The following is a 23,783-nucleotide window of genomic DNA, read 5'->3' on the forward strand; positions in this document are numbered from 1 at the left end:
CCGGAATCGCCGGGTTAGCTGGACTCGCGCACGACCAGCGACACCGGCAGGATCTGCGCGCCCGGCGCGACGTCCTCGCCGTCCAGCAGCCGCATCAGCGTCGAGACCATCGCGTGGACCTGCTCGCGCGGGTCCTGATGCACCGAGGTCAACGGCGGTGTCATGGCCGGGGCCAGCGCGGCGTTGTCGTCGAAGCTGACCACCGCGACGTCGCCGGGCACGTCGCGGCCGGCGTCCGACAGCGTGCGCAGCGCGCCCACCGCCATCATGTCGCTGCCGACGAACACCGCGTCGAGACCAGGCACCCGCTCCAGCAGCGCGGCCATCGCTTTCGCGCCGCCGGCCAGGGTGAAGTCGGCCTCCTCGGACAGCCCGGCGGGGTCGATCCCGGCGTCCACGAGCGTCTTGCGCCAGCCGGCGAGCCGGTCGATCGGCGCGCCCTGGTCCTGCGGGCCCGCGATGGTCGCGATCCGGCGGCGGCCGGATTCCACCAGGTGCGTCACCGCCTGCCGGGCGCCGCCCTCGTTGTCGAAATCCACCAGGTGCACACCCCGGCGCAGATCGGCGGCCTGCCCGCCGAACACCGTGGGCAGCTTCAGCAACCGCAACGCCCGGGGCAGCGGATCGGCGCGGTGCGGGGCGAAGACGAGGACGCCGTCGACGTGCCCGCCCTCGAGAAACCGCACAGTACGGCCAAGATCCTCGCGGGTGTCGCTGAAGAGCAACACCATCTGGCAGCCGACGTCCGCCAGTTCCCGGTAGCCCGCGCGCATCACCGCGGTCCGGTACGGGTCGTCGAGCAGCCGGGCTTCCGGCTCCGACAGCACCACCGCGATCGCGCCGGTCCGCCGGGTGACGAGCGAGCGCGCGGCCTGATTCGGCGAATACCCGAGGTCCCGTGCCGCGGCCAGCACCTTCTCGCGCGAGCGCGCGCTGACGTACGCGTCGTCGTTCAACGCGCGCGACGCGGTGGACCGCGAAACCCCGGCGAACGCCGCGACGTCCTCCAGCGTCGGCCGCTCGTCCTCGGACCGAGGCACCACTTCGCCCACCCCCTGACTGTCGGTCGGGCCAGCTTAACGGCGTCCGGCCGGGAGCGCTCCCGGATGCTCCGGCCTTGACATCCCTCGTTACCTGCAACACACTCGGTCGGCATCTGGGAGCGCTCCCAGAATGACTTCCAAGGGGTTGACGACGGTGACAACGTTCCGGAAGGGCCTGGTGCTGGCACTGGGCATCACGATGACCGCGGTGGGCGCCGCGGCGTGCGGCGGAGGCGACGGCGACGTGCCCGCGGCGGCCGGGCCGAACGAGCACGTGGAGCTGACGCTCGCGACGTTCACGGAATTCGGCTACGAGGCGCTCATCCCGGAGTACGAGCGGCTGCACCCGAACATCAAGATCACCCACCGCAAAACCGGTCAGGGCGGCCCGTACGCCCAGGACATGATGACGAAGCTCGCCGCCGGCTCCGGGCTCGCCGACGTGCAGGCCGTCGAGGAAGGCCACCTGTCGGACATTCTCAGCAAGTCCTCGAAGTTCAACGACCTGAGCAAGATCGGGCCTTCGGAGGTTTCGCCGGACCGCTGGCTTTCGTGGAAATACGAGGCGGGCAAAGACAAAAACGGCAAGCTGATCGGCTACGGCACGGACATCGGCCCACTCGCCATGTGCTACCGCAAGGACCTGCTTGCCGCGGCCGGGCTGCCCAGCGACCCGGAGGCGGTGAAACCGCTGTTCGCCACCTGGGGCAGCTATTTCGCGGCCGGTGCCCAGTACACCGCCAAGACCGGCAAGGCGTGGTTCGATTCCGCGGCGCAGAACTTCAACTCCATGGTCAACCAGCTGCCGGTCGGCTACCTCGACACCGGTGACAAGCTCACGCTGGACACCAACCAGGGCATCAAGGACGCCTGGGCGAAGGTGACCGACGCGGTCGCGAAAGGCGAATCGGCGAAGCTCACCGCGTTCAGCAACGAATGGAATTCCGGGTTCAAGCAGAGCGCGTTCGCCACGAAGGCCTGTCCGGCGTGGATGCTCGGCGTGATCAAGGAACAGGCCGGACCGGACAACGCGGGCAAATGGGCCGTCACCGCGGCGTTTCCCGGCGGAGGCGGCAACTGGGGCGGTTCGTACCTGACGGTGCCGACGCAGAGCAAGCATCCTCGCGAGGCCGCTGAACTCGCCGCCTGGCTCACCGCGCCGGAGCAGCAGATCAAGGCGTTCGAGGCCAAGGGCAACTTCCCGAGCCAGGCGAAGGCGCTGGAAAGCCCGCAGCTGCTGAACGCGACCGACGCGTACTTCGGCGGCGCGAAGATCGGCGAATTGTTTGCCGAGCAGGCGAAGAAGGTGGCGAAACCGCAGTACAAGGGCCCGAACGACGGTCAGATCCAGGAAAACGTGGCCAGCCCGGCGTTGCAGTCGGTGGAACAGGGCGCTTCGGCCGCGGACGGCTGGCAGCGGCTGGTCGACGGCGCGAAGAAACTCGCTCGCTGACGATGACTGTCACCGACAAGACCGCTCCGGAAAGCCGGGCCACGACGCGGCCGCAAACTGCGACGCGGCCCGGCCTCCGCGACCGGCTGGCTCGCTGGGATGTCAAAGTCTCGCCGTATCTCTACGTGGCGCCGTTCTTCATCGTGTTCGCCATCGTGGGCATGTTCCCGTTGCTGTACACCGCGTACGTGTCGCTGTTCTCCTGGAAAGCCGGCGACGACAACCCGGACTTCATCGGGCTGGACAACTTCAAGGAACTGTTCGCGGACACGCAGTTCTGGCACGCGCTGGAAAACACGGTCAGCATATTTCTGCTGTCCAGCGTGCCACAACTGATCATCGCGGTGCTGCTCGCCGCCGTGCTCACGCTGCGGCTGCGCGGCGCGACCAGTTGGCGCGTCGGGATTCTGCTGCCTTATGCGGCGAGCCTAGTGGCGCTCGGGATCATCTTCGCGAACCTGTTCGGCCCGCGATACGGACTCGTCAACGGCGTGCTCCAGACGCTCGGACTGTCCCCTGTGGACTGGCAGGCCAACCGGTTCGCCAGCCACGTCGCCATCGCGATCATGGTGAACTGGCGGTGGACCGGGTACAACGCGCTGATCGTTCTCGCCGCGATGCAAGCCATTCCGAAGGAATTGCACGAGGCCGCGCTGATCGACGGCGCGGGCACCGTGCGCCGCTTCACCCACGTGACGTTGCCGCTGCTCAAACCCACGCTCATCTTCGTCACTATCACCTCGACGATCGGCGGGCTGCAGATCTTCACCGAACCCAAGCTGTTCGACGCGATGCCCGGATCGAACAACGGCGGTTCCACCCACCAATTCCAGACCGTGACGCTGTATCTGTACCAGACCGCTTTCGAGAATTTCAATCTCGGCTACGCGTCCGCGATCGCATGGGTGCTCTTCCTGATCATCGTCGTGATCGCGCTGATCAACTACTTCGTCACCGGTCGGCTCGCGGGGAGGCGCGGATGAGCGTCCAATTAGGTCTGCGGGCGCGCGCGGCCCGGCTCGGCAAGCCGCGCAAGGCGACCTACGGCGTGCTGATCGTGTTCGTGCTCGGCTCGCTGTTCCCGTTCTACTGGTCGTTTCTCGTCGCCAGCCGCGACAACGGAATGCTCACCGAACGAATCCCGCCCTTGCTGCCAGGCGGCAACTTCTTCGCCAACGCGGCACGGGTTTTTGACACCGTGCCGTTCTGGCGGGCACTCGGCAACAGCATCATCGTGTCCGGAACAGTCACGCTCACCACAGTGCTCTTCTCGTCGCTGGCCGGGTTCGCCTTCGCCAAACTGCGCTTCCGCGGCCGCAACGGCTTGTTCGTGTTCATCGTCGTGACACTCGCGGTGCCGACCCAGCTCGGCATCATCCCGTTGTTCATCGCGATGTCGAAACTCGGCTGGGCGGGCGGACTGCAGTCGGTGATCGTGCCGAACCTGGTCACCGCGTTCGGCGTGTTCTGGATGCGGCAGTACACAGTGGACGCTTTGCCGTACGAGCTCATCGAAGCCGCCCGCATGGACGGGTGCAGCATGATCCGGATCTTCTGGAACGTGTGCCTTCCCGCCGTCCGCCCGGCCGCGGCGATCCTCGCCATGTTCACGTTCATGACGTCCTGGAACGATTTCCTGTGGCCGCTGGTGGTGCTCGACGCGGGCAATCCGACCGTCCAGGTGGCGTTGGAAAAGCTGCAGAGCGGCTACTACGTCGACTATTCGCTGGTGCTCGCGGGCACCACGCTGGCCACGATTCCGATCCTCATCGTCTTTCTCCTGCTCGGCCGCCAGATCGTGGCCGGGATCATGCAAGGCGCCGTGAAAGGGTGACCATGTCCGCACAGCCGATCCCCGACGTGCTCGCGTTCCCGGACGCGTTCGTCTGGGGCGCCGCCACGGCGGCCTTCCAGGTCGAGGGTTCGACCACAGTGGACGGACGCGAGGCGTCTGTCTGGGACACGTTCGCCGCGCGGCCGGGCGCGGTGACAGGCGGCGACACCGGCGACCCGGCCGCCGACCACTACCGCCGTTACGCCGACGATGTCGCGCTGATGCGCTCGCTCGGGCTCACCGCGTACCGGTTTTCCCTTTCCTGGCCGCGAATCCGGCCGCACGGCAAGCCGGAGCCGCGCGGGCTGGGGTTCTACGACCGGCTCGTGGACCAGTTGCTGGGGGCGGGCATCCAGCCGTGGGCGACGCTGTATCACTGGGATCTTCCGCAGTCGCTGGAGGATCGCGGCGGCTGGACCGCGCGCGACACGGCCTACCGGTTCGCCGAGTACGCCGAGACCGTCGCGGCCCGGCTCGGCGATCGCGTGGCGAGTTGGTCGACGCTGAACGAACCGTGGTGCGCGGCGATGCTCGGCTACGGTTCGGGCGTCCACGCGCCCGGCCGGACGTCACCGGAGGGTGCGGTAGCCGCGGCGCATCACCTGCTGCTGGGGCACGGACTGGCGATGGCCGTGCTGCGGCAGCACACCAGCTCACCGTCCGGGATCACGCTGAATCTGTACCCAGTCGTCGCGGACTCGGACGACGCCAACGACACCGACGCCGTCCGCCGGATCGACGGGCTGCAGAACCGGTTGTTCCTCGACCCGCTGCTGCGCGGCGGCTATCCCGCCGATCTGCGCGAGGACCTGGCGCGGTTCGGCTTCGACGCCGTGGTGCGCGACGGCGACGAGGCGGTGGTCGGCAAGCCGATCGATTGGCTGGGCGTCAACTACTACCGCGGCTACCGGGTAGCCGGTTCGGCGCGGGCGGGAAGCACCCCGGCGGGCCGGGAATGGCCGGGAGCCGGGCAGGTGCACTTCGTCCCGGACCTGGCCGCGCCGCGCACGCATTCCGGCTGGGAAGTCCAACCCGCCGGGCTGACCGAATCGCTGCTGCAGGTGCATCGGGATTACCCGCCGGTACCGTTGTACGTCACCGAAAACGGCGCGGCGTATCCGGACGTGCTCCGCAACGGCGAGATCTCCGACGACGATCGTGTCGCCTTTCTCGACGCGCATCTGCGGGCCGCGCACGACGCGCTGGCCCACGGAGTGGATCTGCGCGGGTATTTCTACTGGTCGCTGCTCGACAATTTCGAATGGGCCGAGGGATACGCGAAACGCTTCGGCCTGGTGCACGTCGACTATCGCACCCAGCGGCGCACGCCGAAGCGCAGCGCGCGGTGGTATGCGGAGGTGATCGCGCGCAACGCGCTGAGGTGACCTACTCCCGGGTTTACTCGCGCCGCCAGGAAAGACTTTCTCCTCGGTTTTCGCGTCACGGCGCCCGGACGCCGTCGTCGGACCAGTGCCGGGGCCGCCTCGAACGGCCCCGCGAGCGGAGACTGGGAGTGTCCGATGACGGTGCGGAGCCGGGTGGCCGACGAGGTCACCACGTGGCTGACCGGGGAATTCGCGGGCCGGGTGCCCGCTGAGGCGGTCGAGGTGGTGGTGCGCGCGGCCGGGCGCGACCTCGACGGCAGAGTCGTCCCGGACGACCGCGGCGACCTGCTCTATCGGGTGGCGCGGGCCCGGCTGGTGCGGATGCTCTCCGCGCCTGAGAAGCCGCGCATCCCACGTTCGCGCCGGTAAGCGCTCAGCATTCAGCCCTCGGACACGTGTTGTCCGGGGGCCAGAACTGCGTCTTGCCCGGTGGCCCGGGGTAACCGAGCGCGCGCCGACCGTGTTCAGCGCGGGTGGGGAGCGATTACGGGCCCGGCAGCACCCGGCTGCTCAACGGCGCGTGCGAGCGCTCCGGCGGCCACCAGACCTGCGCGGGCGGCGGGGGAACGTCATCGTCCGGAAGTTCGAGTGCGTCCGCGCCGCTCTGCCAGCGGTTCCAGTGCACGGAGCACAGCCCGCGCCACAAGGAATCCTCCGCACAGTCCCGCCGACGGCACTTTCGTACCTGCTGCCCGCTATCAATCACGTCCACGACTCCAAACCAGCGCTCAACCTCCCCGCCGGCTCCAGTCTGCCCCGGCACCGGCGGGAACGCCTCGTACTCGAGCCAACACAACCCTTGTGCAGCAACGGAACGAGAGATCTCACCCTACTCCAGGCACCTGTGCGCGCACCGCGCGACCACAGTGCACTCTTTCAGCGGTTGACGGTTCACCGCTTGTCCATTGCGGGCGAATACTTTGTGCCGCAACGGAGAGTCAGCGCGCGACGGCGCACGGTAGGTATGTCCACAATGGATGATCAACGGGCGGGGTGGTTGGCGTCGTATTCGTGCGCGGCGGTGCGCTGGGTACGGGTGCGCAGCAGGTGTTCGTCCGGGGAGTCGTCCACATCGGCCAGTCCCAGCGCGACGGCGCGGCGGATTTGTTCGCGGTTGTCGCGGACCACGGAGGAGAAGAAGTCGTCGATTCTCGGGTCCAGGAGGACTTCCAGGAGGACTCGGAAGGACGTGTCCACGGTGGCCCGGACGATTTCGTCGTGGAAGGGGAGCCTGCGCAGTTTGCCCAGTTGAGGGTCCTCGGAGATCTTTTCGGTGATGATGGCGCGTAGTTCGGTCTTGTTTTCGCTGAGGGATTTGGCGAGGTTTTCGGGGTAGTTGCCGGTTTCCAAGACCTTGACCACTTCGTCCAGGACGGCGATGGTCACCGGCTTTTTGATGGCGCGGACGATGGGTTCGGAGAGTTTGTCCACCAGGCGGTAGGTGAACTGTTCGCCCACGGCTCGGTCCGCTGCCCGGCCGAGGCGGATGATCAGGAGGATTACGCCGAGGACGTGGTGGTTTTGGGTGAAGGCCGGGTGGGCGACGGGGATCATCGCGAAGATCTCGTACCAGGTTCGGGCCAGGAAGGCCGCTCGCCAGCCCTGTTTGCGCCAGCGGTGGAGGAGTTCCAGGAAGAAGATGGCGCAGATGGTGCAGTCCGCGATGAAGAACCAGTGGCTGACGTCCGGCGGGGGCGGGCTGATGAGGAGCCAGGCCAGCATTCCCGTGGAGACTACGGCTAGGGCGAGCATGATCCAGTCGTCTGCCCGGACGTTGCCGGGGAGGATGCCGCTGTTGAGTTCGGCTTGGGCCGAACGGCCGGTGGTCATGCTGGCTCCCCTGTTCCCTGGTTGTTGCCGGGGGTGATGATCCCATGCCTGCGTCGGTGGGGCTGGGAATCTTGCGGGGGCGTTTCGGACTGCTCGTGCTTCGCACGTCGCCGTTCCTGGCTTGGGGCACCCCGAAGCTTGATTGTGATGACGGTCTGGGGTGGCTTGTCAAGGCTGAAAGATGCCTTGACAAGCCGCCCCAGACCGCATTTTGGCTTCGTATCGGGGTGCGGGGGTGGTGTGGGTGCTTGGCGAGTTGAGTGCACTGGCTGCGGTTTCCCGGTGGGCGCGCGGCCTGGGCGCGCTGACCGGTTGGGCGTGCGAGCGCGGTTGAGCGAGCGGATCCGTGACTTGGGCGCGCTGGCTGGTTGGGGTTCGCGGCGGAGGTTAGCGGCCCAATGTGGCGTTGGGTGCGTCTGACGCACCGAACGCCACATTGGGTGCGTGCCGCGCACCGAACGCCACATTGGGTGCATCGCGATGGCGGCGAGTCGGCAAGGCGATCCGTGGTCGTGAGGGGAACCCTGAGGGACTCAGAGTCCGTGAGGGTTCCCCTCACGGAACCCAACTGGCCCGAAGCCCACGAGGGTTCCCCTCAGGAACACCAACCGGCCGAAGTCCGCGAAGACCCCCACCTCAGAACGCCAACCGGCCTGAAGCCTGCGAAGGCCCCCACCCCAGAACGCCGACCGGCCCGAAGCCTGCGAAGAGGCCCCACGGAGCACCAACCAGACCGCGGAGGTCGTGAAGGTGGCTCACGGAAAGCTTCGGAACCGGTACACCTGAACCATCCGAGCCGGACATCTTGACACGATCACCCCACTGGCAGCAGGCTTTCCCCAACGCCGCCTAGTTAGGAAAGTTTACTAACAAGGAGTCCCTCCATGCCCGCTTCCCGGAAGGTGGCGCTGTTCGCCGCCGCTTCCGTTTCGCTTACTGCCGCGTTGGCTGGCGCCGGGCCCGCCACCGCAGCTTCTGTGGCGCATCCGTTCCCCGCGCACGTCACCTACCAGACCGGTGTCCGGCCGTCGGTTAGCCAGTCCGAGCAGGACTCCGCGGTCAAGAAGCAGTACGACTCTTGGAAGAAAACTTACCTCCGCCAGGCTTGCGGCGGTTACCTCGTCTGGGCCACCGACGACGCGCCCAACAAGGGCACCGTTTCCGAGGCTCAGGGCTACGGGATGAACATCGTCCCGCTGATGGCGGGCTACGACGACCAGGCCAAGACGATTTTCGACGGGATGTGGAAGTTCGTCCAGGACCACCGGGACAGCAAGGGGCTGTTCCAGTGGGTGATCGACGGCAAGACCTGCAAGTACTCCGACGGCGGCACCCCCGACTCCGCCACCGACGGCGACCTCGACGTCGGTTACGGCCTGATTCTCGCAGACAGGCAGTGGGGCGGCTACAGCGCGGCCGCGAAGGACTGGCTGGCCAAGGTTTACCAGCACGACGTCGCCTCCGACGGGCATCTCAAGATCGCCGACGACGCGGGCAACGACGACACCCGGCCGTCGGACTTCATGCTCGACCACTTGCGCGCGTTCGCGAAGTACGACACCGCGCACGACTGGAACAAGGTCGTCACCAGGACTGAGCAGCTGATCACCCAGTTCACGGCCAAGTACTCGCCGAACGCGAATCTGTTGTCCGACTTCGTGGTCGGCGCGAACACCAGCAGTCCGAAGCCCGCGCCGGCGGATCACCTGGAAAATCAGCCGGACAACATCGTCGGGTACAACTCGGTTCGCGTGCCTTGGCACATGGGCACTGACGCGCTGCTGTACGGCGGCAAGGTCGCGACCGACGTCGCCAAGAAGGAGTCGGCCAGCTACAAGAGCAAATCCGGCGGCAACCCGGCCAAGATCTATCCGCATACCAAATTGGACGGTACGCCGACCAAGACCAGCGACCAGTCCGAGGTGGCGGCGAATCCGGTGGGTGTCGCGGCGATGGTCGCCGGCGATCAGGCGTGGACCGATTCGCTGTGGAAGTACATGGCGGGCAACCCGTATGACGACACTTACTACGGCGAGACCATCAAGTTGCTGGTCTACCTGGTGATGTCCGGTAACTACTGGGCTCCGTGACCTGGGCCGCCCGTACGGACGCTAACCGGCGGCGTCCGTACGGGTGGGCGGGCACTTGCCGCCCGGCGTGGTGAGCAGTTCGAAATGCCACATCTCGTTTGAATACACCTGGCACAGGCCGTATTTCGCGCCGTGCTGGATGAGCCAGTCGTCGGCGCGGGTGGGGGCGACGTCGACGGCCTTGCCGGACACGTGCGTCGATTGTTCCGGCGTGTTCACGTACTTCCGCGCCTTTTCCAGGCTGCCGTACTTTTCAATGCCCGCATCGAGCAGTTTCTGCTGGTACTCCTTGGTTCGCCAGCCGGACGCGATGTGAATGTCCACTTTGCGCTGACGCGCGTCGGTTGCCGCGTCCTGCAACGCTTTTCGCAACGCCGCGTCGAGATTCCCGACGGCCGGGTAGTTCGTGTCGAACGGCGTGAGCGTGACGCCCTCAGGGGCACCGCCTTGAGCCGGGTCGTGGTCCGGGTCGCCGTCGAGGACGGCGAGACCGGAGCAGCCGGCGACAACTACCACGGGCAGCACGAGCAGCACGTTCTTGATCTTGTTCTGCAGCACGCCGCAACTATCGCGAGCGGGTATCCCCGGAAGGTCCGGCGAATGTCCGCGCTGCGTAACAAGACCGCATGATCAGGTAACGTCAGGCGGTCAGCCCGATCCCCGCTTCGGCGGTGTTCACGAGGAACGTCAGCGTCTCGTAGAAGTACAGCTCCACAGTGGACGCGTCGTGGCTGGAGTAGCCAATGGACAGATCCTGTCCGAAGTGGAGTTCGTAGTCGCCGCCGCGGGTCGACAGCACGCAGGCGCCGCTGATGGCGGGCGTGCGGATGAGGTCGCCGTCCACGATCTGCTTCAGGTGTTCCAGCACCGGATAACCGTGGTTGGCCGCCTCGTACGCGGCGGTGAACTCGTCGTCGCTGAGCAGGACGGTGTACGGACCGGCCACGCCCGCGTCGCGCAGTTCGGCGATCGCGTCGCCGATCGCCTTCGGGTAGCCAGGGGCCTCGGGCGGCAGCGCGATCGGCGAGAGCGACGACGCCGGGCGGATGCCGGTGATGCCCGCCTCGGCGAAACCGTCGAGCACGATCCGGTCCTCGGCGTACGCGATCTGCTGCGCGGCGTCCTTCACCGGCTGCCAGTCGGCGTCTTTCGCACCCCACTCGACCGAATCGACTTCCTCGCGCGACACCGTGAACGGCACCCGCAACTCCACGATCCGTTGCGCAGTGCGCAGGCTCGTCGCGACGCCGTCGAACTTGCCGCCGACCCGTTCGCGGCGTCCGGTGCCGATCGCGGCGAGCGCCGGGTCTCCGGTGACGACGACGTCGACCACCCGGCGCGCGGCAGCGAACTCGGCGAACGTGCGCTTCGCCTCTTCCTCCAGGTCCGCCCACGCGGCGGCGGAGATCGGGGCGAGTTCGCGATGCAGGTTGTTCATGACCGAATGCTCCTTCGCAGGCTTCCGATGTTCAGCGACGTCCCGGCGGGTGTCGCGGCGGCCGACGGTTCCGGCTCGGGCGGGGCGTCCGGCGGATCTTCCAGGAAGTCCGCTGTCGGCACGTAGAACAGCGCGCCGGTGTGCGGCGTGGAGAAATCGAGAATCCGGTCGTAGTTGCCCGGCGGCGACCCGACGAACATGTTCTCCAGCATTTTCTCGATCACCGCGGGAGATTTGGTGTAGCCGATGAAATACGTGCCGAACTCGTCGTGCCCGGGACGGCCGAACGGCATGTTGTCGCGCAGGATGTCGAGCTCGTTGCCCTCGTCGTCGGTGATCACGTTGAGCGCGATGTGCGAGTCACTGGGCTTTTCGTCGTCCGAAAGCTCCACATCGGACAGTTTGCGCCGTCCGATCACCAGCTCCTGCTGCTCGGTGCTGAGCGCGTTCCAGGCCGGCATGTCGTGCAGGTACTTCTGCACGACCACGTAGCTGCCGCGGTCGAACGGCTCGTCGTCGTCCACCAGCACTGCCTGCCGGACGCCGCCTCCGGTCGGATTCTCCGTGCCGTCGACGAAACCGAGCACGTCGCGCGCGTCGAAGTACCGGAAACCCTGCACCTCGTCGAGCACCTTCACCGAGCCGCGCAGCCGGTCCATGATCAGCGATTCCAGCTCGAAGCACAGGTCGAGCCGCTCCGCGCGGAGGTGGAACAGCAGGTCGGCCTCGGCGGTGAGCACGCTCGTGTGCTTCTCGCCGGAAAAGACCGGCAGCTCGTGCAGTTCCGCGGGTCGCGGACCGCCGTAGATCCGGTCCCATGCCGCGGACGAAATCCCGGCGACGCAGGTGAGCCCGGCACTGGCGTCGCGGAAGCCGACCGCGCGCTGCAGCCCGGCCAGGTCGGCGAGGAGGTCTTTCGCGGTCTGCTCGGCACCGGCGTCGACGCTGACCATCAGGAAGATCGCCGCCCTGGTCAACGGCGCGGAAACGGCCTGCGGTTCAGGCGGTTCAAGGTCCCCCGCTTGCACGCTCGCGCACCCCTTCTCACCCGGTGACCGTCCGACCGCATCCTAACCACGGACGGGCGCGCGCACCGGGCATCACCACTCGGGCGGGGTAACCGTCAGACGAAGTGCGTGAGCAGAGCCGCGACGTCGGCTTCCAACCGGTCCGCCGCCTCGTCCTGGCCGGCGAGTTGCTGCAGGAGCGCCCGCTGGAACAAGCCGTCGAAGGCGGCGTACGCGACCTCCGGCGACACCTGAGCGGGCCGTTCGGCGAACTCGGCGTAGCGCCGGACGACGCGCCACACCATGTCCTGGCGCTGTTCGTCGATGTCGAGCACGTCGCCGCGGAACGACTCCTCGAACAGGCTCTGGTTGCGCAGGTCGTACCAGAGGCGATGCATCGCCGCGTCGGTCCGCAGCGTGCCGGCCATGGCCGCGCCGAAGCCGCGTTTCAGCTCCTCAGCCGAGCCTGCCGCTGCCACCACGTCGTCGTAGCGGGTCACGCAGACCTCTTCGAACTTGCGGACCGCGTAGGTGAGCAGCTCGACCTTGTCGGCGAAGTAGTAGTGCAGGACGCCGTGCGAGAAGTCGGATTTCTGGGCGATTTCGCGCAGGCTCGTGCGGGCATAGCCCAGCTCGGCCAGCGCCTGCAGCGCGGACTCGGCCAGCTGCTCCCGGCGCTGGGCGAACTTGTCCACGGCGCGGCGGGAGATGCGCTCCTTCGCCTGTGTCACACCCGGCAGTCTAGCGCGACAGCGTTTCTTGACGAGTGTCCAAGAAAATCTTGACGACTGTCCAAAATTAGCTACGGTGTGACCTACACCGCACCGGCGGCACGTCTCAAGGAGGAGATGTCGATGGGTTCTTACGACCTGACCGGGCGCACCGCGCTGGTCACAGGCGGCGCGCAGGGCCTCGGCCAGGGCATGGCCGAGGCGCTCGCGAAGGCAGGCGCGGCGGTGGTGATCGCCGACGTCCAGGAGGACCTCGGCCGTCAGACCGCCGACGCGATCAAGCAGAGCGGGGCCAGCAGCGGGTTCGTCCGGCTGGACGTGACCGACGACGACAACTGGGCACAGGCGGTCGAGGCAGTGGTCGGCGAGCACGGCGGGCTGGACATCGTCGTGAACAACGCGGGTGTGGAGATCACCGGTCTCGTCGCCGACCTCAACCCGGCCGACGTGCGGAAAATGCTCGAGGTCAACGTGCTCGGCACCTCGCTCGGCGTGAAGCACGCGTTCCGCGCCATGCGGCCCGGCGGCGTCGCCGGAAACGGCGGTGCGGTCGTGAACATCTCTTCGGTGGCCGCGACCATCGCGTTTCCCGGCATCGCGGGCTACTCGGCGACGAAATCGGCGGTCGACCGGCTCACCCGCGTCGCGGCGATGGAGTCCGGGAAGCTCGGCTACGGGGTGCGGGTGAACTGCGTGTACCCGGGCCTGGTCCCGACGCAGATGGGCAACCAGCTCGCGACCGACGTGGTCGACGTCGGGCTGTTCCCGAGCGTCGAGGAGGCGATCGGCGCGGTCGTCGCGCAGACCCCGGCCGGACGGCTCGGCGAGGTCGCCGACATGGCCGACGCGGTGGTCTTCCTCGCCTCCGACGCCGCCCGCTTCATCACCGGCACCGGCCTCCCGGTCGACGGCGGCATGGGCATGTGAACCCCTTCCAGCGCTCCGGCACTCCAAGAAAGGAAACCCAGTGACCAAGCCCGTCGTCGTTTACGGCGCGTCCGGCTACACCGGCCGCCTGATCTGCGAATACCTCCGCGAGTACAACGTGCCCTTCACCGCGGCCGGCCGGGACAAGGCCCGGGTCCAGGCGGCGCTCGACCACATTCCGGGCCTCGACACCGTGGACCACGAGGTCGTCGAGGTATCGCACGAAACCGGCCCGCTCACCGAGCTTTTCCGCGACGCGTCGGTCGTGTGCAACACCGTCGGCCCGTTCAGCGAATACGGCCACGAAGTCGTCCAGGCCTGTCTCGAATCCGGAACGCACTACCTCGACACCACCGGCGAGCAGGACTGGCTCATCTCCGCCGAAGAGCGCTACGGCGCGGACATGGCCGCCAAGGGCCTGCTGCTCTCCCCTGGCATCGCGCAGATGTACACCACCGGCGAGATCGCGGCGAACCTCTGCCTGGAGACACCCGGTCTAGACACTTTGGACATCCTGGTGTTCTGGAAGGGTTACCCCACAGTCGCTTCCACGCAGACCATCCTGGTGAACGCCGCGCTGTCCGCCGCGTATTACTTGGAGCAGAACGAATACGCGCCTTGGCCAGCCGACGGCGGGCTGCAGGACGTGGCCGTGCCAGGACATCACGAGATCGGGCTCGCGCTGCCGTGGGGCGGGACGTCGCACCCGGTGTGGTTCAAGAACGATCCGCGCGTGGCCAACGTGAAAGCGGTCGGCGGCGTGTTCGACCGGGCGCTGATGCAGGGCGTGCCGCAGATCGTCGCGGCCGTGCTGGAGCAGGTGAAAGACCTGCCGCTGGAGGAAAAACTCAAGGTGCTGCACGAGCAGGCCGCCGCGGTCCGGGACGAAATGCCGCCGAGGGAGAACCAGCGGATCAACACGTCGCTGGACTCGGTGCACGCCTCCGGCCCGCTCGGCCGCGCGCACTGCGTGATCCACGGGACCTGCAACTACAAGCAGACCGGGCTGATGCAGGCGTACGCGGCGTATTCGCTGCTGCAGCAACCGCCGCGACGGGCCGGGTTCGCGTCGGCGTGCCAGGCGTTCGGGCACCGCGAACTGCTCGGCGTGCTGCGGTCGTTCGGGCTGGTCTCGAATCCGGTTCTGACGGTGCAGTCCTGAGACGGGGAGACGAGCGGTGCGACTGACCGATTACCTCGACAAAGGCGCCTCGCTGGGCCCGTCCGCCCCGTGTTTGACCACGGACGGCGGATCGCTCAGCTACGGCGAGGTCCAGCAGCTGTCCTGGCGGGTCGCCCGGGCGCTCGCGCGTTCCGGCGTGCGGCCGGGCGACAAGGTGGCGATCCTCTCCGCGAACGACCCGGTGTCGTTCGGGTGCGTCTTCGGCATCAGCCGGGCAGGGGCGGTCTGGTGCCCGGTCAACCCGCGCAACGAGGCGGCGGAGAACCGGGAGCTGCTGGACCTGTTCGACTGCACGTGCCTGCTCGTGCAGGAGTCGTTCGCACCGCTCGTCTCCCGCATCGCCGGTCAGCTGCCGAAGCTGACCGCGGTGGTGTGTCTCGACGGCTCGTTCCCCGGCGCGCTCCCGCTGGCCGAATGGGTCGACGGGCTTCCCGGCACGCCGTGGCAGTCCGATCCGCCGGACGACACGGCGATGCTCGTCGGCACCGGCGGCACCACCGGACGGCCGAAAGGCGTGGTGCTGACCGGGCACAACGTCGAAACCATGTCGGCGCTGACGTTGATGAGCTACCCGTTCCAGCCGCGTCCGCGCTACCTCGCGCTCGCCCCGCTCACGCACGCCGCCGGGGTGCTGTGCTTCCCGGTGCTGGCACTCGGCGGGGAGATCGTGGTGATGCCGTCGCCGGATCTCGGCCGGTTTCTCGACCTGATCGAACGGCACCGGATTACCCACACCTTTCTGCCGCCCACGCTGATTTACCTGCTGCTGGACCATCCCGCACTGTCCACAACGGACTTCAGTTCGCTGGAATGCCTCTGGTACGGCGCCGCGCCGATGTCCGCCGCCCGACTGGAGGAAGCGATCACCCGCATCGGGCCGGTGCTCGGACAGCTGTTCGGGCAAAGCGAGGCACCGATGATGATCTCCACGCTGGCCCCGGCCGACCACTTCCATCCGGACGGTTCCCTGGCGCGCGAACGCTTCACCTCCGCGGGCCGTCCGACACCGCTGACGCAGGTAGCGATCATGGCCGATGACGGAACCCTGTTGCCGCGCGGCGAACGCGGCGAGATCGTGGTGCGCGGGCCGTTGGTGATGCCGGGGTACTACCGGAATCCGGAGGCGACCGCGGACGTCAGCAGGCACGGCTGGCATCACACCGGCGACATCGGCTACCTCGACGAGGAGAACTTCCTGTACGTCGTGGACCGGGCGAAGGACATGATCATCACCGGCGGGTTCAACGTCTACTCGGCCGAGGTGGAGCAGGCACTGATGACGCATCCCGCGGTGCAGGATTGCGCGGTGGTCGGGTTGCCGCACGAGAAGTGGGGCGAGCAGGTGACGGCGGTCGTCCAGCTCCACCAAGGGCGTACCGCTGCCGCGGACGAGCTGCGGGCCACGGTGAAGGAGCTCCTCGGCAGCGTGAAGACGCCGAAGGAGGTCCTGCTCTGGCCGGATCTGCCGCGGTCGAAGGTCGGGAAGGTGTTGAAGACCGACGTGCGGACACAGCTGCTGGCCGAGCGCTCTTAGAACTGGCCGCCGCCCGCGTGCACGGTCTGGCCGGTGACCCAACGGGCCTGGTCAGACGCCAGAAAACCCACGATGTCCGCGATGTCGCCGGGTTCGGCGATGCGGCCGAGCGGGGTCTGTTTCGTACTGAACTCGACCACGCCCGGCGGTCCGTCGGCGAGGAGCGCGTCCGTGCGGACCGCGCCCGGGAGCACGCTGTTCACCGTCACGCCGCGCGGGCCGAGTTCCTTCGCCAGCACCCGGACGAACTGGTCTCCGGCGGCCTTCGCGGCACCGTAGATCCCGGTGCCGGGCCGGGCCGTCTGGACCACCCCGCTCGACACCACGACGATCCGGCCGCCGTCGCGCACTCGCCGGGCCGCCTCGCGCAGGGAGACGAAGGTCGGCCGCAGGTTGGTGGAGAAGATCAGGTCGAAGATCTCGTCGGAGGCCTCCGCGAGCGGCACGAACCGGGCGATCCCCACGTTGGCGACGACCACGTCCAGACCGCCGAATTCCTGTTCCGTGCGGTCGAAAAGGCCGCGCAGCTCGGCATCGTCGGTCACGTCCGCGCGCAGAGCGGTCGCCTGCCCGCCGTCCGCGCGGATCTTGGCGACGACGGCCTCGGCCGCCTCCTGATCGGCGCGGTAGTTGACCGCGACCGAAAACCCGTCCGCACCCAGCCGTTCCGCGATCGCCCTGCCGATGCCGCGCGAACTTCCGGTGACCAAGGCGACGCCCGCTTCACTCTGCACGCCAGCAGTCTAGTGGTGCTCGAAGTGATGCCCTCCGTCTGCGAAGCCGTGCGCGGCAAGGAAAACCATCATCGCCACCGCGATCATCAGCAGCATCCCGACGGCCAGCTTCCGCCGCGCGGACGCGGTGCCGAACTCCGTGACCAGCTGATGTCCGGCCAGCAGGAGCAACGGCTGCCAGCTCGCCCGTGCCGCAGGTGTCGGCAGATCCGCGACCACCGCGTCCAGCTCGTGCCGGTACTGCGCCGAATAGACGGTGGTGACCCGTTCTTCCACCTCGGCCAGGCTCAGCCGCCCCTCGCCCGCAGCGTTGTTCAGGACTTTCGTCGTTTGCTCGCGTTCGGCATCGGAGCAGCGGACAGGTCGATCGGTCATGCTTTCCTCCCGGATACGGCCGGAATCAGCCGAACCGCTACCTTCGCGAGCGGTTCGCGGACCACGAGCCCGAGCAGCCCGACCCCGGTGCCGACCACGAACCCCGCGAGCACGTCGTGCGGGTAATGCGCCCCGACGTACACCCGCGAAATCCCCATCAGCACCGCGAAAACGAGCGCCCAGACTCCCCATTTGCGGTTCACCAGCAGCACCGCCACCGCGAACGCCGCGACGATGACCGTGTGGTTGCTGGGAAACGCGTAGTCGGTCGGCGGGTCGCACGGCAGCAGCGTGTGCACGCCAGCGACCACGCGACACGGCCGGACCTCGGCGAACACCGACTTCAGCACGGTGTCCACGGCGAGCGCCACCGCGATCGCGATCGGCACCCATGCCGCGGCAGCCAGCGCCGCCGCTCCCCTGGTGCGCGCCCGCCAGAGCAGCGCGAGGATCACTGGCACGACCAGGAAAACCCCGTACTCGCTGAACGTCGTCGCGATTCCGGCCAGCCACTGCTGTGACCACGCGAAATCCGTGACGTCGCGATATAGCCCGGCATCGATCATCGCGCCGCGCTCCGGCGTGCGCGGACGAGTTCGACCAGCAGCGGGCTCAGCGAAAGCAGCACCACCACGGCGATGATCGGCAGCAGATACGTGTCGATGTTCGGCACCGACGCGCCCAGCGCGTACCCGGCGAGCGTCACCCCGACTGTCCACAGCAGACCGCCGAGCACCTGCCACATCGCGAACTTCGCGGCAGGCATCCCGGCGATGCCGACGAGCGGGTTCAGCACGGTCCGGACCACCGGGATGAACCGGGCCAGCACCACTGCTTTGCCGAGCCCGTACCGGGTGAGCAGCGCCGATCCGCGCGCGACGCCCTCGTGCAGGTGCTTGCTGCGCACGCGGACGAGCAGCGCGCCGCCGCCGCGCCGGCCGAGGATGTAGCCGGCCTGCGCGCCGAGCAGTGCCCCGGCCGCCGCGGCGACGATGACCGCCGCGAGCGACAGGTGCAGCTTCGACGAGGCCGCCAGCACCCCCGCGGTGAACAACAGCGAATCGCCCGGCAGGAAGAAGCCCACCAGCAATCCGGTCTCGGCGAACATCACCGCGAAGACGCCGAGCGGGCCGAACGCGGCCAGCAGCCACTTCGGGTCGAGCATGCCCACCTCCAACTACTACACAACTGTCGAAATTCTACATGAACGTAGTAGTGAGCCGAGCTGCTTCGACAAACAGGTAGAATTTGGGCCATGCGGAACGGACGGGGCGAGAGCGCCCGGCGGGCTCCCGGCGAGCTGGAGGCCGAGGTGCTCGCGGTGCTGTGGGAATCCGACGAGCCGATGTCGGCCGCCGGCGTGCAGGAGCGGATCGGCGGCGGGCTGGCCTACACCACCGTCGTCACGATCCTGTCCCGGCTGTTCGAGAAGGGCGTGGCGACCCGGGAGAAACAGGGCCGCTCGTTCACCTACCGCGCCGCCGACGACGAACCCGGGCTCGCCGCCCGCCGGATGAGCAAGGTGCTCGACGCCGAAGCGGACCGCTCCAGCGTGCTGGCGAAATTCGTGTCGAACCTGTCCGCCTCGGACGAGCGCGTGCTGCGCGATCTTCTGCGCCAGAACGGCGGCTGACGTGAACCTCGACCTGCTCGCTCCCCTGCTGCTGCCGCTTGCCTCCTGGCCGGTCGCGCGCTGGGTCGCGCCCCGGCTGTCGCCGCGGCTGGGCAGCTGGCTGCTCGCCGGGTCCGCGCTGGTGCTCGCCGTCGGCAGCACGGCGACGCTCGCGCTCCTCGCCGCGGCGGGCCTGGCGCAGCTGCCGTTCGTCGGCGAGCTGGGCGATTTCTCCGCGGTCGCGTTCCGCGGGGCCGACGCGGTGAACCTGCCGCTGGCGATCGTCAGCGGAATCGCGCTCGTGGCCGCCGGGGTCGCGTTGACCCGCGCGGCGATTCAGTACGTGCGCTGGCACCGGAAGGTGCACGCCGAGCTGAACGCACACACCCGCGAGGCCGGCTTCGTGCTGCTGCCGGGTGAGGAACCGGTCGCGTTCGCGGTGGCCGGAGGCGGCGGGCGGATCGCGGTGTCCAGCGGGATGCTGTCGGCGCTGGAACCTCGGGAACGCCGCGCGCTGCTCGCGCACGAACGCGCGCATCTGCGGCTGCGACACCACGTTTTCGCCGCGATCGTCACGGTCGCGACCACGGTCAACCCGGTGTTGCGGCCGCTCGGTTCGGCAGCTCGGTTCGCGCTGGAACGCTGGGCGGACGAAGCCGCGGCGGACCGGGTCGGCGACCGGAAACTGGTAGCCACTGCGGTCGCGAAGGCCGCGCTGGCCAGCCGCTCTCAGCCGTCGCTCGCGCTTGCCGCGACCGGCGGACCGGTGCCGCAGCGCGTGCGCGCGCTGCTTTCGGCCCCCTCGTCAGGCTCGCGGCGAAATCCCCTCGCGGCGGTCGCCGTGGCGGTCGTACTCGGCGCTTGCGCCTGGTCCGCGGCTTGCACGCTCGACGCGGCCACTGATCTGCACACCGGACTCGAGACCGCTCAGCAGGCCGCTTGCGTGGTCGCGCAAGGGACCCACAGCGAGCCCGCGCTCCCGGCATTCCGACACCAGCACCGGGACTGCGCCGAGCGCTGACCGCCAGGCTCCCGGCGCGGCGGCGACGTCGGAGTCGTGCAACAGGATCGTGCCGCCACCGGTCAGCCTTCGGCACACAGTGCGCACGACTGAGCGCGGAGTGGCGCGACTGGTCCAGTCGAATCCCCAGGTACTCCACAAAACGGGTTGAAGACCGAGGATCCGCGCCGAGACCAAGGAGCTCGCGCTGAACACTCCGTACGGCGCGCGCAGCCACTGCGGTCGCGTGCCGGTGACGAGTTCGATCAGATCGACGGTGTGGGTCAGCTCGTCGTGCAGGGCCTTCGGGGAGCGGCGCAGGAAGCAGCGGTGATCCCAGCCGTGCACTGCGATCTCGTGCCCGGCGGCGGCGATCTCCCGGCCGAGTTCCGGTGCGGACGCCAGCTCCCGGCCCAGCACGAAGAAGGTCGCGCGGACGTCCAGCTTCTCGAGGGTTCGGAGGAACTGCGGCGTGGACTCTGGGTTCGGACCGTCGTCGAAGGTCAGTGCCACGTGGTTGGGGTCGCCGCGTCCGGCCAGGCGGGGCGGGCGCAGCCGCGGGACGAACAATGCCGCCGGTGCCGTGTGCGCGACGGCCGCCGCGGCGAGTCCGCGGATCATCCGGCCGCCTTGACCGGCCGTCGAAGCAACCACTCAAGCGCTTCGGTGAGTTCGCTTGGCGTGTGGACCCACGGCACGATCCCGTCGTCGTGCAGCACCGCGGCGTTGGCGCGGCCGTGGCCGGGCAGGCAGCGGTAAGTCAGCACCGGCAGGCCGGTCGCGAGCGCTTCCGACGTCGTCAGCCCGCCCGCGTTCTGCACCACGACGTCGCACGCGCGCATCAGCTCGGGCATCTTGTCGACCCAGCCGAAGACGTGCCGGTGTCCGGTTTTCCGCAGTTTTTCGGCCAGCGCTTCGTTGCGGCCGCACACCACTACCGGCTCGACGAGTCCGGTCGCGAGGAGGTCGTCGGCGGTCTGTCCGATTTGGCCGACGCCCCAGGATCCGGCGACCACCAAGGCCAGCGGGCCGTCGTGCGGAAGGCCGAAGGCGAGCCGGAGCCGCAGCCGTTCGGTCATCCCCGTCGACGGCCGGAACGCGGGCGCGACCAGCGGGCGCGAGACGAGGGTGCGACCGGCTCCGAGCGCTTTGGCCTGGCGGGCGGCGGTTTCGTTGGGCGCGACGGTGAGTGTCGCGTCCGGACTGACGCACAGGCGGTGCACCGACGGGTCGGTGAGGTAGACGACCAGGGGCGCGGTCAGCTCGTTCGAGCGCCGCAGCCGGGCGACCGCGTGCGTGGCGAGCGGATAGGTCGAGACGACGACGTCGGTGTTGTCGCCGAGCAGTTCCCGGAGCCTCGGCGTGGCGAGGCCGGCGAACCGGCGGGCGGCTCCGGCCAGCGCCGGGGTGCCGAGTGCGCCGAGCAGCCAGTCCCAGCTGCGCGGGACCGTGTTGAGCTGCTGGTGGTAGGCGCCGCAGAGCAGTTCGCCGAGTCTTCCCGGGAGCAGGTCCAGGAAATCAGCGCGGACGACGTGCGCGCCGCGATCGGCGAACCACCGGTCCAGCTCTCTGGCGGCCCCGTCGTGACCTGCCCCGATCCGGGCGGACACGATCACCACGCGAGCCATCCGGCACCCCTTTCGACTTCTACACGACTGTAGTAAAACTACATCCCTGTAGAATGAGAGTCGAGGCCGGACCCCCGGTGAAGGTGCACCCTCGGTCCGACATTCCGGGCGCCGTCTCCGCAATTTGGGGTAAGCGGTAACCCGTCCAGGTGAGACGCCCGCTACCGTGGGTCTTTCGACCACCGGACGTGGCAGGAAGAGGAACCCCGATGCGTCGTCGCAAGACCACCAGCGCGATCCGCGTCGCCCAGGTGCTGCTGGCCGTGGTTTCGCTGCTCGTCCTCGGCGGCACCGCCTTCGCGTGGTCGAAGCTGAACCAGATCACCGACGGCCTGACCAGGTCCGACGTGATCGGCGCCGGGGCCGGTTCGCCGATGGGCGAGCAGAACATCCTGATGGTCGGCCTGGACACGCGCACCGACGCGGAGGGCAATCCGCTGCCGGAGGACGTTCTCGACCAGCTGCACGCGGGCGGCGCCGAGGATGGCGGGGACACGACTGACACGATGATCGTCGTGCACATCCCGGCCGGGGGTGGGAATGCTACAGCGATTTCTATCCCGCGTGACTCCTATGTCCAGCTTGCCGGGAAGTTCGGGAAGCACAAGATCAATTCGGCTTATACCTATGGGCAGATTGCCCGGAAGAATGAGCTGAAGGCCACTGGAGAGTCTGGGGCGCAGCTGGAGACTGACTCGGCTCAGGCTGGGGCTAAGACCGCTATCGAGACTGTTCAGCAGCTGACCGGGTTGACTATCACGCACTATGCTGCCGTGAATCTGGCTGGGTTTTACTATGTCAGCCAGGCTGTTGGCGGGATTCCGGTTTGCCTTAAGGCTCCGGTTAAGGACAGTTATTCTGGGGCTAATTTTGCTGCTGGGCAGCAGAATGTCGCTGGGGCGCAGGCGTTGCAGTTTGTTCGGCAGCGGCATGGGTTGCCCAATGGGGACTTGGACCGGATCAAGCGGCAGCAGGTTTTTATGGCCAGCATGGCTAAGACCATTCTTTCCGCTGGGACCTTGACTGATCCTGGCAAGTTGGATGCTTTGATCGGGGCGGTTAAGAAGGCCGTTGTCGTTGATACCAACTGGGACTTGTTGGGGTTTGCTCAGCAGTTGCATGGGATGAGCGCTGGGAGTATCAACTTCGTCACTATTCCGGTGGTTAGCATCACGCTGAAGACGCCCAATGATGGTGATGCCGTGCAGGTTGACCCTAAGCAGGTGCAGCAGTTTGTTCGGGAGCAGACTGGGTCTGCTTCTGCGCCGTCCTCTTCGGCTGGTGCGCCGCCGTCTTCTTCTGCTGGGGATCCTGCGTTGGCTGCTTATACGGTTGACGTGCGCAACTCGTCCGGGGTGGATGGGTTGGCTAACCGGGTTGCCGACAAGCTTGCTGCTGCCGGGTATTCGCGGGGGTCCGTGACCAATAGTGCTACTCGCCGTACGTCCACTGTGTACTACGGGCGGGGGCAGCGCAGTCAGGCTGAGGCTATCGGCGAGAAGCTTGGCGGGGTTGCGGTGGCTTCGGATAATTCTCTTGAGAAGGATCATTTCCGGGTTTACCTGGGGCAGAAGTATTCGGATGACTCTGGGGTGCATCCTGCGTCCGCTCCGGCAGTTTTGCAGGCTCCTGCGGGGAGTGCGCCGGATATTACTGCTGATGGGGTTACTTGCGTTAACTGACTGCTCGTGCTTCGCACATCGCCCGGTTCGGGTTGGGGGCACCCCGAAGCTTGAGTGCGATGACGGTCTGGGGTGGCTTGCCAAGGCGGGAAAGATGCCTTGGCAAGCCACCCCAGACCGCATTTTGGCTTCGTATCGGGGTTGCGGGGGTGTGGCTGCGCTGGGCGAGTTGGGTGCACCGGTGCGGTTTTGTGGGTGGGCGCACGGCTTTGGCGCTTTGGGGGTTGAGTTCGCGGGCGGTCCGTGAAGGACTCCTTGAGGGTTCCTCTGTGTTTGTCAAGTGGTTGGGTTCGGGGC

Annotated in this window: 24 protein-coding genes and 1 pseudogene; 12 read left to right on the forward strand and 13 right to left on the reverse strand. The window is 67.7% G+C overall.

Features of this window, described 5'->3' with window-relative positions; genetic code table 11:
- Nucleotides 1-14: 14 nt before the first annotated feature.
- On the reverse strand, nt 15-1,043 hold the full coding sequence (locus tag ACFORO_RS37870; protein WP_377873287.1) for a LacI family DNA-binding transcriptional regulator: 1,029 nt from the start codon (nt 1,041-1,043) through the stop codon (nt 15-17).
- 130 nt (nt 1,044-1,173) lie between these two features.
- Between ACFORO_RS37870 and ACFORO_RS37875 the strand changes: the two genes are divergently transcribed.
- The 5 genes from ACFORO_RS37875 (at nt 1,174) to ACFORO_RS37895 (ending at nt 6,084) form a co-directional block, all read left to right on the forward strand.
- Nucleotides 1,174-2,496: an ABC transporter substrate-binding protein gene (locus tag ACFORO_RS37875; protein ID WP_377873266.1), complete on the forward strand. Its 1,323-nt coding sequence runs from the start codon at nt 1,174-1,176 to the stop codon at nt 2,494-2,496.
- A 2-nt stretch (nt 2,497-2,498) separates the two neighbouring features.
- Nucleotides 2,499-3,479 carry a carbohydrate ABC transporter permease gene (locus ACFORO_RS37880; RefSeq protein ID WP_377873267.1) on the forward strand — a complete coding sequence of 327 codons (981 nt, stop codon included), beginning with the start codon at nt 2,499-2,501 and terminating at the stop codon, nt 3,477-3,479.
- The gene (locus ACFORO_RS37885) at nt 3,476-4,330 is read left to right on the forward strand and encodes a carbohydrate ABC transporter permease (protein ID WP_354740284.1); all 855 of its coding nucleotides are present in this window, start codon (nt 3,476-3,478) and stop codon (nt 4,328-4,330) included. Before ACFORO_RS37880 ends, ACFORO_RS37885 begins: the two co-directional genes overlap by 4 nt.
- A 2-nt stretch (nt 4,331-4,332) precedes the next feature.
- Nucleotides 4,333-5,715 carry a GH1 family beta-glucosidase gene (locus ACFORO_RS37890; protein ID WP_377873268.1) on the forward strand — a complete coding sequence of 461 codons (1,383 nt, stop codon included), beginning with the start codon at nt 4,333-4,335 and terminating at the stop codon, nt 5,713-5,715.
- Nucleotides 5,716-5,850: 135 nt separating this feature from the next.
- Nucleotides 5,851-6,084 (forward strand): hypothetical protein, encoded by a 234-nt coding sequence (locus ACFORO_RS37895; protein WP_354740288.1) that lies wholly within the window; start codon nt 5,851-5,853, stop codon nt 6,082-6,084.
- Nucleotides 6,085-6,199: 115 nt separating this feature from the next.
- Here the strand turns inward: ACFORO_RS37895 and ACFORO_RS37900 are convergent, their stop codons facing one another.
- The gene (locus ACFORO_RS37900; protein WP_377873269.1) at nt 6,200-6,340 is read right to left on the reverse strand and encodes a hypothetical protein; all 141 of its coding nucleotides are present in this window, start codon (nt 6,338-6,340) and stop codon (nt 6,200-6,202) included.
- A gap of 356 nt (nt 6,341-6,696) precedes the next feature.
- Nucleotides 6,697-7,545 carry an ion transporter gene (locus tag ACFORO_RS37905; RefSeq protein ID WP_354740292.1) on the reverse strand — a complete coding sequence of 283 codons (849 nt, stop codon included), beginning with the start codon at nt 7,543-7,545 and terminating at the stop codon, nt 6,697-6,699.
- Nucleotides 7,546-8,429: 884 nt separating this feature from the next.
- On the opposite strand from ACFORO_RS37905, the gene ACFORO_RS37910 reads away from it, so the two are divergent.
- Complete coding sequence (locus ACFORO_RS37910) at nt 8,430-9,635, forward strand: glycosyl hydrolase family 8 (protein ID WP_354740294.1); 1,206 nt, start codon at nt 8,430-8,432, stop codon at nt 9,633-9,635.
- Between the two features lie 21 nt (nt 9,636-9,656).
- Here ACFORO_RS37910 and ACFORO_RS37915 read toward each other — a convergent pair whose 3' ends face one another.
- The 4 genes from ACFORO_RS37915 to ACFORO_RS37930 form a co-directional block, all read right to left on the reverse strand.
- Nucleotides 9,657-10,193, reverse strand: coding sequence for a M15 family metallopeptidase (locus ACFORO_RS37915; RefSeq protein ID WP_377873270.1), 537 nt, complete (start codon nt 10,191-10,193; stop codon nt 9,657-9,659).
- A gap of 82 nt (nt 10,194-10,275) precedes the next feature.
- Nucleotides 10,276-11,073: a family 1 encapsulin nanocompartment shell protein gene (locus ACFORO_RS37920; RefSeq protein ID WP_354740298.1), complete on the reverse strand. Its 798-nt coding sequence runs from the start codon at nt 11,071-11,073 to the stop codon at nt 10,276-10,278.
- On the reverse strand, nt 11,070-12,101 hold the full coding sequence (locus ACFORO_RS37925; RefSeq protein ID WP_377873271.1) for a Dyp-type peroxidase: 1,032 nt from the start codon (nt 12,099-12,101) through the stop codon (nt 11,070-11,072). The genes ACFORO_RS37920 and ACFORO_RS37925 overlap by 4 nt, the downstream gene beginning before the upstream one ends.
- Nucleotides 12,102-12,196: 95 nt before the next feature.
- A complete protein-coding gene (locus ACFORO_RS37930; RefSeq protein ID WP_377873272.1) occupies nt 12,197-12,811 on the reverse strand; it encodes a TetR/AcrR family transcriptional regulator in 615 nt (204 codons plus the stop codon).
- 123 nt (nt 12,812-12,934) lie between these two features.
- Here ACFORO_RS37930 and ACFORO_RS37935 point away from each other — a divergent pair, with 123 nt between their 5' ends.
- From ACFORO_RS37935 to ACFORO_RS37945, 3 genes are read left to right on the forward strand one after another with little or no spacing between them, the layout of a single operon-like run.
- Nucleotides 12,935-13,738 carry an SDR family NAD(P)-dependent oxidoreductase gene (locus ACFORO_RS37935; RefSeq protein ID WP_377873273.1) on the forward strand — a complete coding sequence of 268 codons (804 nt, stop codon included), beginning with the start codon at nt 12,935-12,937 and terminating at the stop codon, nt 13,736-13,738.
- Nucleotides 13,739-13,778: 40 nt separating this feature from the next.
- Nucleotides 13,779-14,900 carry a DUF5938 domain-containing protein gene (locus ACFORO_RS37940; protein WP_354740306.1) on the forward strand — a complete coding sequence of 374 codons (1,122 nt, stop codon included), beginning with the start codon at nt 13,779-13,781 and terminating at the stop codon, nt 14,898-14,900.
- Nucleotides 14,901-14,916: 16 nt separating this feature from the next.
- The gene (locus ACFORO_RS37945; RefSeq protein ID WP_377873274.1) at nt 14,917-16,455 is read left to right on the forward strand and encodes an acyl-CoA synthetase; all 1,539 of its coding nucleotides are present in this window, start codon (nt 14,917-14,919) and stop codon (nt 16,453-16,455) included.
- Here ACFORO_RS37945 and ACFORO_RS37950 read toward each other — a convergent pair.
- From ACFORO_RS37950 to ACFORO_RS37965, 4 genes are read right to left on the reverse strand one after another with little or no spacing between them, the layout of a single operon-like run.
- Nucleotides 16,452-17,189, reverse strand: a complete 738-nt coding sequence (locus ACFORO_RS37950) for an SDR family oxidoreductase (protein WP_354740310.1) — start codon at nt 17,187-17,189, stop codon at nt 16,452-16,454. The two genes, ACFORO_RS37945 and ACFORO_RS37950, sit on opposite strands and share 4 nt — an antisense overlap.
- A gap of 9 nt (nt 17,190-17,198) precedes the next feature.
- Nucleotides 17,199-17,564: a DUF1707 SHOCT-like domain-containing protein gene (locus tag ACFORO_RS37955; RefSeq protein ID WP_377873275.1), complete on the reverse strand. Its 366-nt coding sequence runs from the start codon at nt 17,562-17,564 to the stop codon at nt 17,199-17,201.
- Nucleotides 17,561-18,130, reverse strand: a complete 570-nt coding sequence (locus ACFORO_RS37960) for a phosphatase PAP2 family protein (RefSeq protein ID WP_377873276.1) — start codon at nt 18,128-18,130, stop codon at nt 17,561-17,563. Before ACFORO_RS37960 ends, ACFORO_RS37955 begins: the two co-directional genes overlap by 4 nt.
- Nucleotides 18,127-18,729 (reverse strand): DedA family protein, encoded by a 603-nt coding sequence (locus ACFORO_RS37965; protein ID WP_354740316.1) that lies wholly within the window; start codon nt 18,727-18,729, stop codon nt 18,127-18,129. The genes ACFORO_RS37960 and ACFORO_RS37965 overlap by 4 nt, the downstream gene beginning before the upstream one ends.
- Before the next feature lie 90 nt (nt 18,730-18,819).
- On the opposite strand from ACFORO_RS37965, the gene ACFORO_RS37970 reads away from it, so the two are divergent.
- Nucleotides 18,820-19,197 carry a BlaI/MecI/CopY family transcriptional regulator gene (locus ACFORO_RS37970; protein ID WP_116203718.1) on the forward strand — a complete coding sequence of 126 codons (378 nt, stop codon included), beginning with the start codon at nt 18,820-18,822 and terminating at the stop codon, nt 19,195-19,197.
- A 1-nt stretch (nt 19,198) separates the two neighbouring features.
- Complete coding sequence (locus ACFORO_RS37975; protein WP_377873277.1) at nt 19,199-20,197, forward strand: M56 family metallopeptidase; 999 nt, start codon at nt 19,199-19,201, stop codon at nt 20,195-20,197.
- A gap of 156 nt (nt 20,198-20,353) precedes the next feature.
- Here ACFORO_RS37975 and ACFORO_RS37980 read toward each other — a convergent pair.
- Nucleotides 20,354-20,797, reverse strand: a pseudogene (locus ACFORO_RS37980) (polysaccharide deacetylase family protein); the annotation flags it as partial.
- Complete coding sequence (locus ACFORO_RS37985) at nt 20,794-21,804, reverse strand: glycosyltransferase (protein WP_377873278.1); 1,011 nt, start codon at nt 21,802-21,804, stop codon at nt 20,794-20,796. The pseudogene ACFORO_RS37980 and the gene ACFORO_RS37985, both read right to left, overlap by 4 nt.
- Before the next feature lie 209 nt (nt 21,805-22,013).
- Here ACFORO_RS37985 and ACFORO_RS37990 point away from each other — a divergent pair, with 209 nt between their 5' ends.
- Nucleotides 22,014-23,486 (forward strand): LCP family protein, encoded by a 1,473-nt coding sequence (locus ACFORO_RS37990; protein WP_377873279.1) that lies wholly within the window; start codon nt 22,014-22,016, stop codon nt 23,484-23,486.
- The last annotated feature ends 297 nt before the right edge of the window (nt 23,487-23,783 follow it).

Origin of the sequence: Amycolatopsis halotolerans, from assembly GCF_042647905.1 — a bacterium.
GTDB classification, from domain to species: Bacteria; Actinomycetota; Actinomycetes; order Mycobacteriales; family Pseudonocardiaceae; genus Amycolatopsis; species Amycolatopsis halotolerans.

Bases quoted from the DNA above. Each gene is read 5' to 3' on its own strand.
- ACFORO_RS37875 (WP_377873266.1), top strand. From the start codon at position 1,174: ATGACTTCCAAGGGGTTGACGACGGTGACAACGTTCCGGAAGGGCCTG.
- ACFORO_RS37880 (WP_377873267.1), top strand. From the start codon at position 2,499: ATGACTGTCACCGACAAGACCGCTCCGGAAAGCCGGGCCACGACGCGG.
- ACFORO_RS37885 (WP_354740284.1), top strand. From the start codon at position 3,476: ATGAGCGTCCAATTAGGTCTGCGGGCGCGCGCGGCCCGGCTCGGCAAG.
- ACFORO_RS37890 (WP_377873268.1), top strand. From the start codon at position 4,333: ATGTCCGCACAGCCGATCCCCGACGTGCTCGCGTTCCCGGACGCGTTC.
- ACFORO_RS37895 (WP_354740288.1), top strand. From the start codon at position 5,851: ATGACGGTGCGGAGCCGGGTGGCCGACGAGGTCACCACGTGGCTGACC.
- ACFORO_RS37905 (WP_354740292.1), bottom strand. From the start codon at position 7,545: ATGACCACCGGCCGTTCGGCCCAAGCCGAACTCAACAGCGGCATCCTC.
- ACFORO_RS37910 (WP_354740294.1), top strand. From the start codon at position 8,430: ATGCCCGCTTCCCGGAAGGTGGCGCTGTTCGCCGCCGCTTCCGTTTCG.
- ACFORO_RS37920 (WP_354740298.1), bottom strand. From the start codon at position 11,073: ATGAACAACCTGCATCGCGAACTCGCCCCGATCTCCGCCGCCGCGTGG.
- ACFORO_RS37935 (WP_377873273.1), top strand. From the start codon at position 12,935: ATGGGTTCTTACGACCTGACCGGGCGCACCGCGCTGGTCACAGGCGGC.
- ACFORO_RS37955 (WP_377873275.1), bottom strand. From the start codon at position 17,564: ATGACCGATCGACCTGTCCGCTGCTCCGATGCCGAACGCGAGCAAACG.
- ACFORO_RS37960 (WP_377873276.1), bottom strand. From the start codon at position 18,130: ATGATCGATGCCGGGCTATATCGCGACGTCACGGATTTCGCGTGGTCA.
- ACFORO_RS37965 (WP_354740316.1), bottom strand. From the start codon at position 18,729: ATGCTCGACCCGAAGTGGCTGCTGGCCGCGTTCGGCCCGCTCGGCGTC.
- ACFORO_RS37970 (WP_116203718.1), top strand. From the start codon at position 18,820: ATGCGGAACGGACGGGGCGAGAGCGCCCGGCGGGCTCCCGGCGAGCTG.
- ACFORO_RS37985 (WP_377873278.1), bottom strand. From the start codon at position 21,804: ATGGCTCGCGTGGTGATCGTGTCCGCCCGGATCGGGGCAGGTCACGAC.
- ACFORO_RS37990 (WP_377873279.1), top strand. From the start codon at position 22,014: ATGCGTCGTCGCAAGACCACCAGCGCGATCCGCGTCGCCCAGGTGCTG.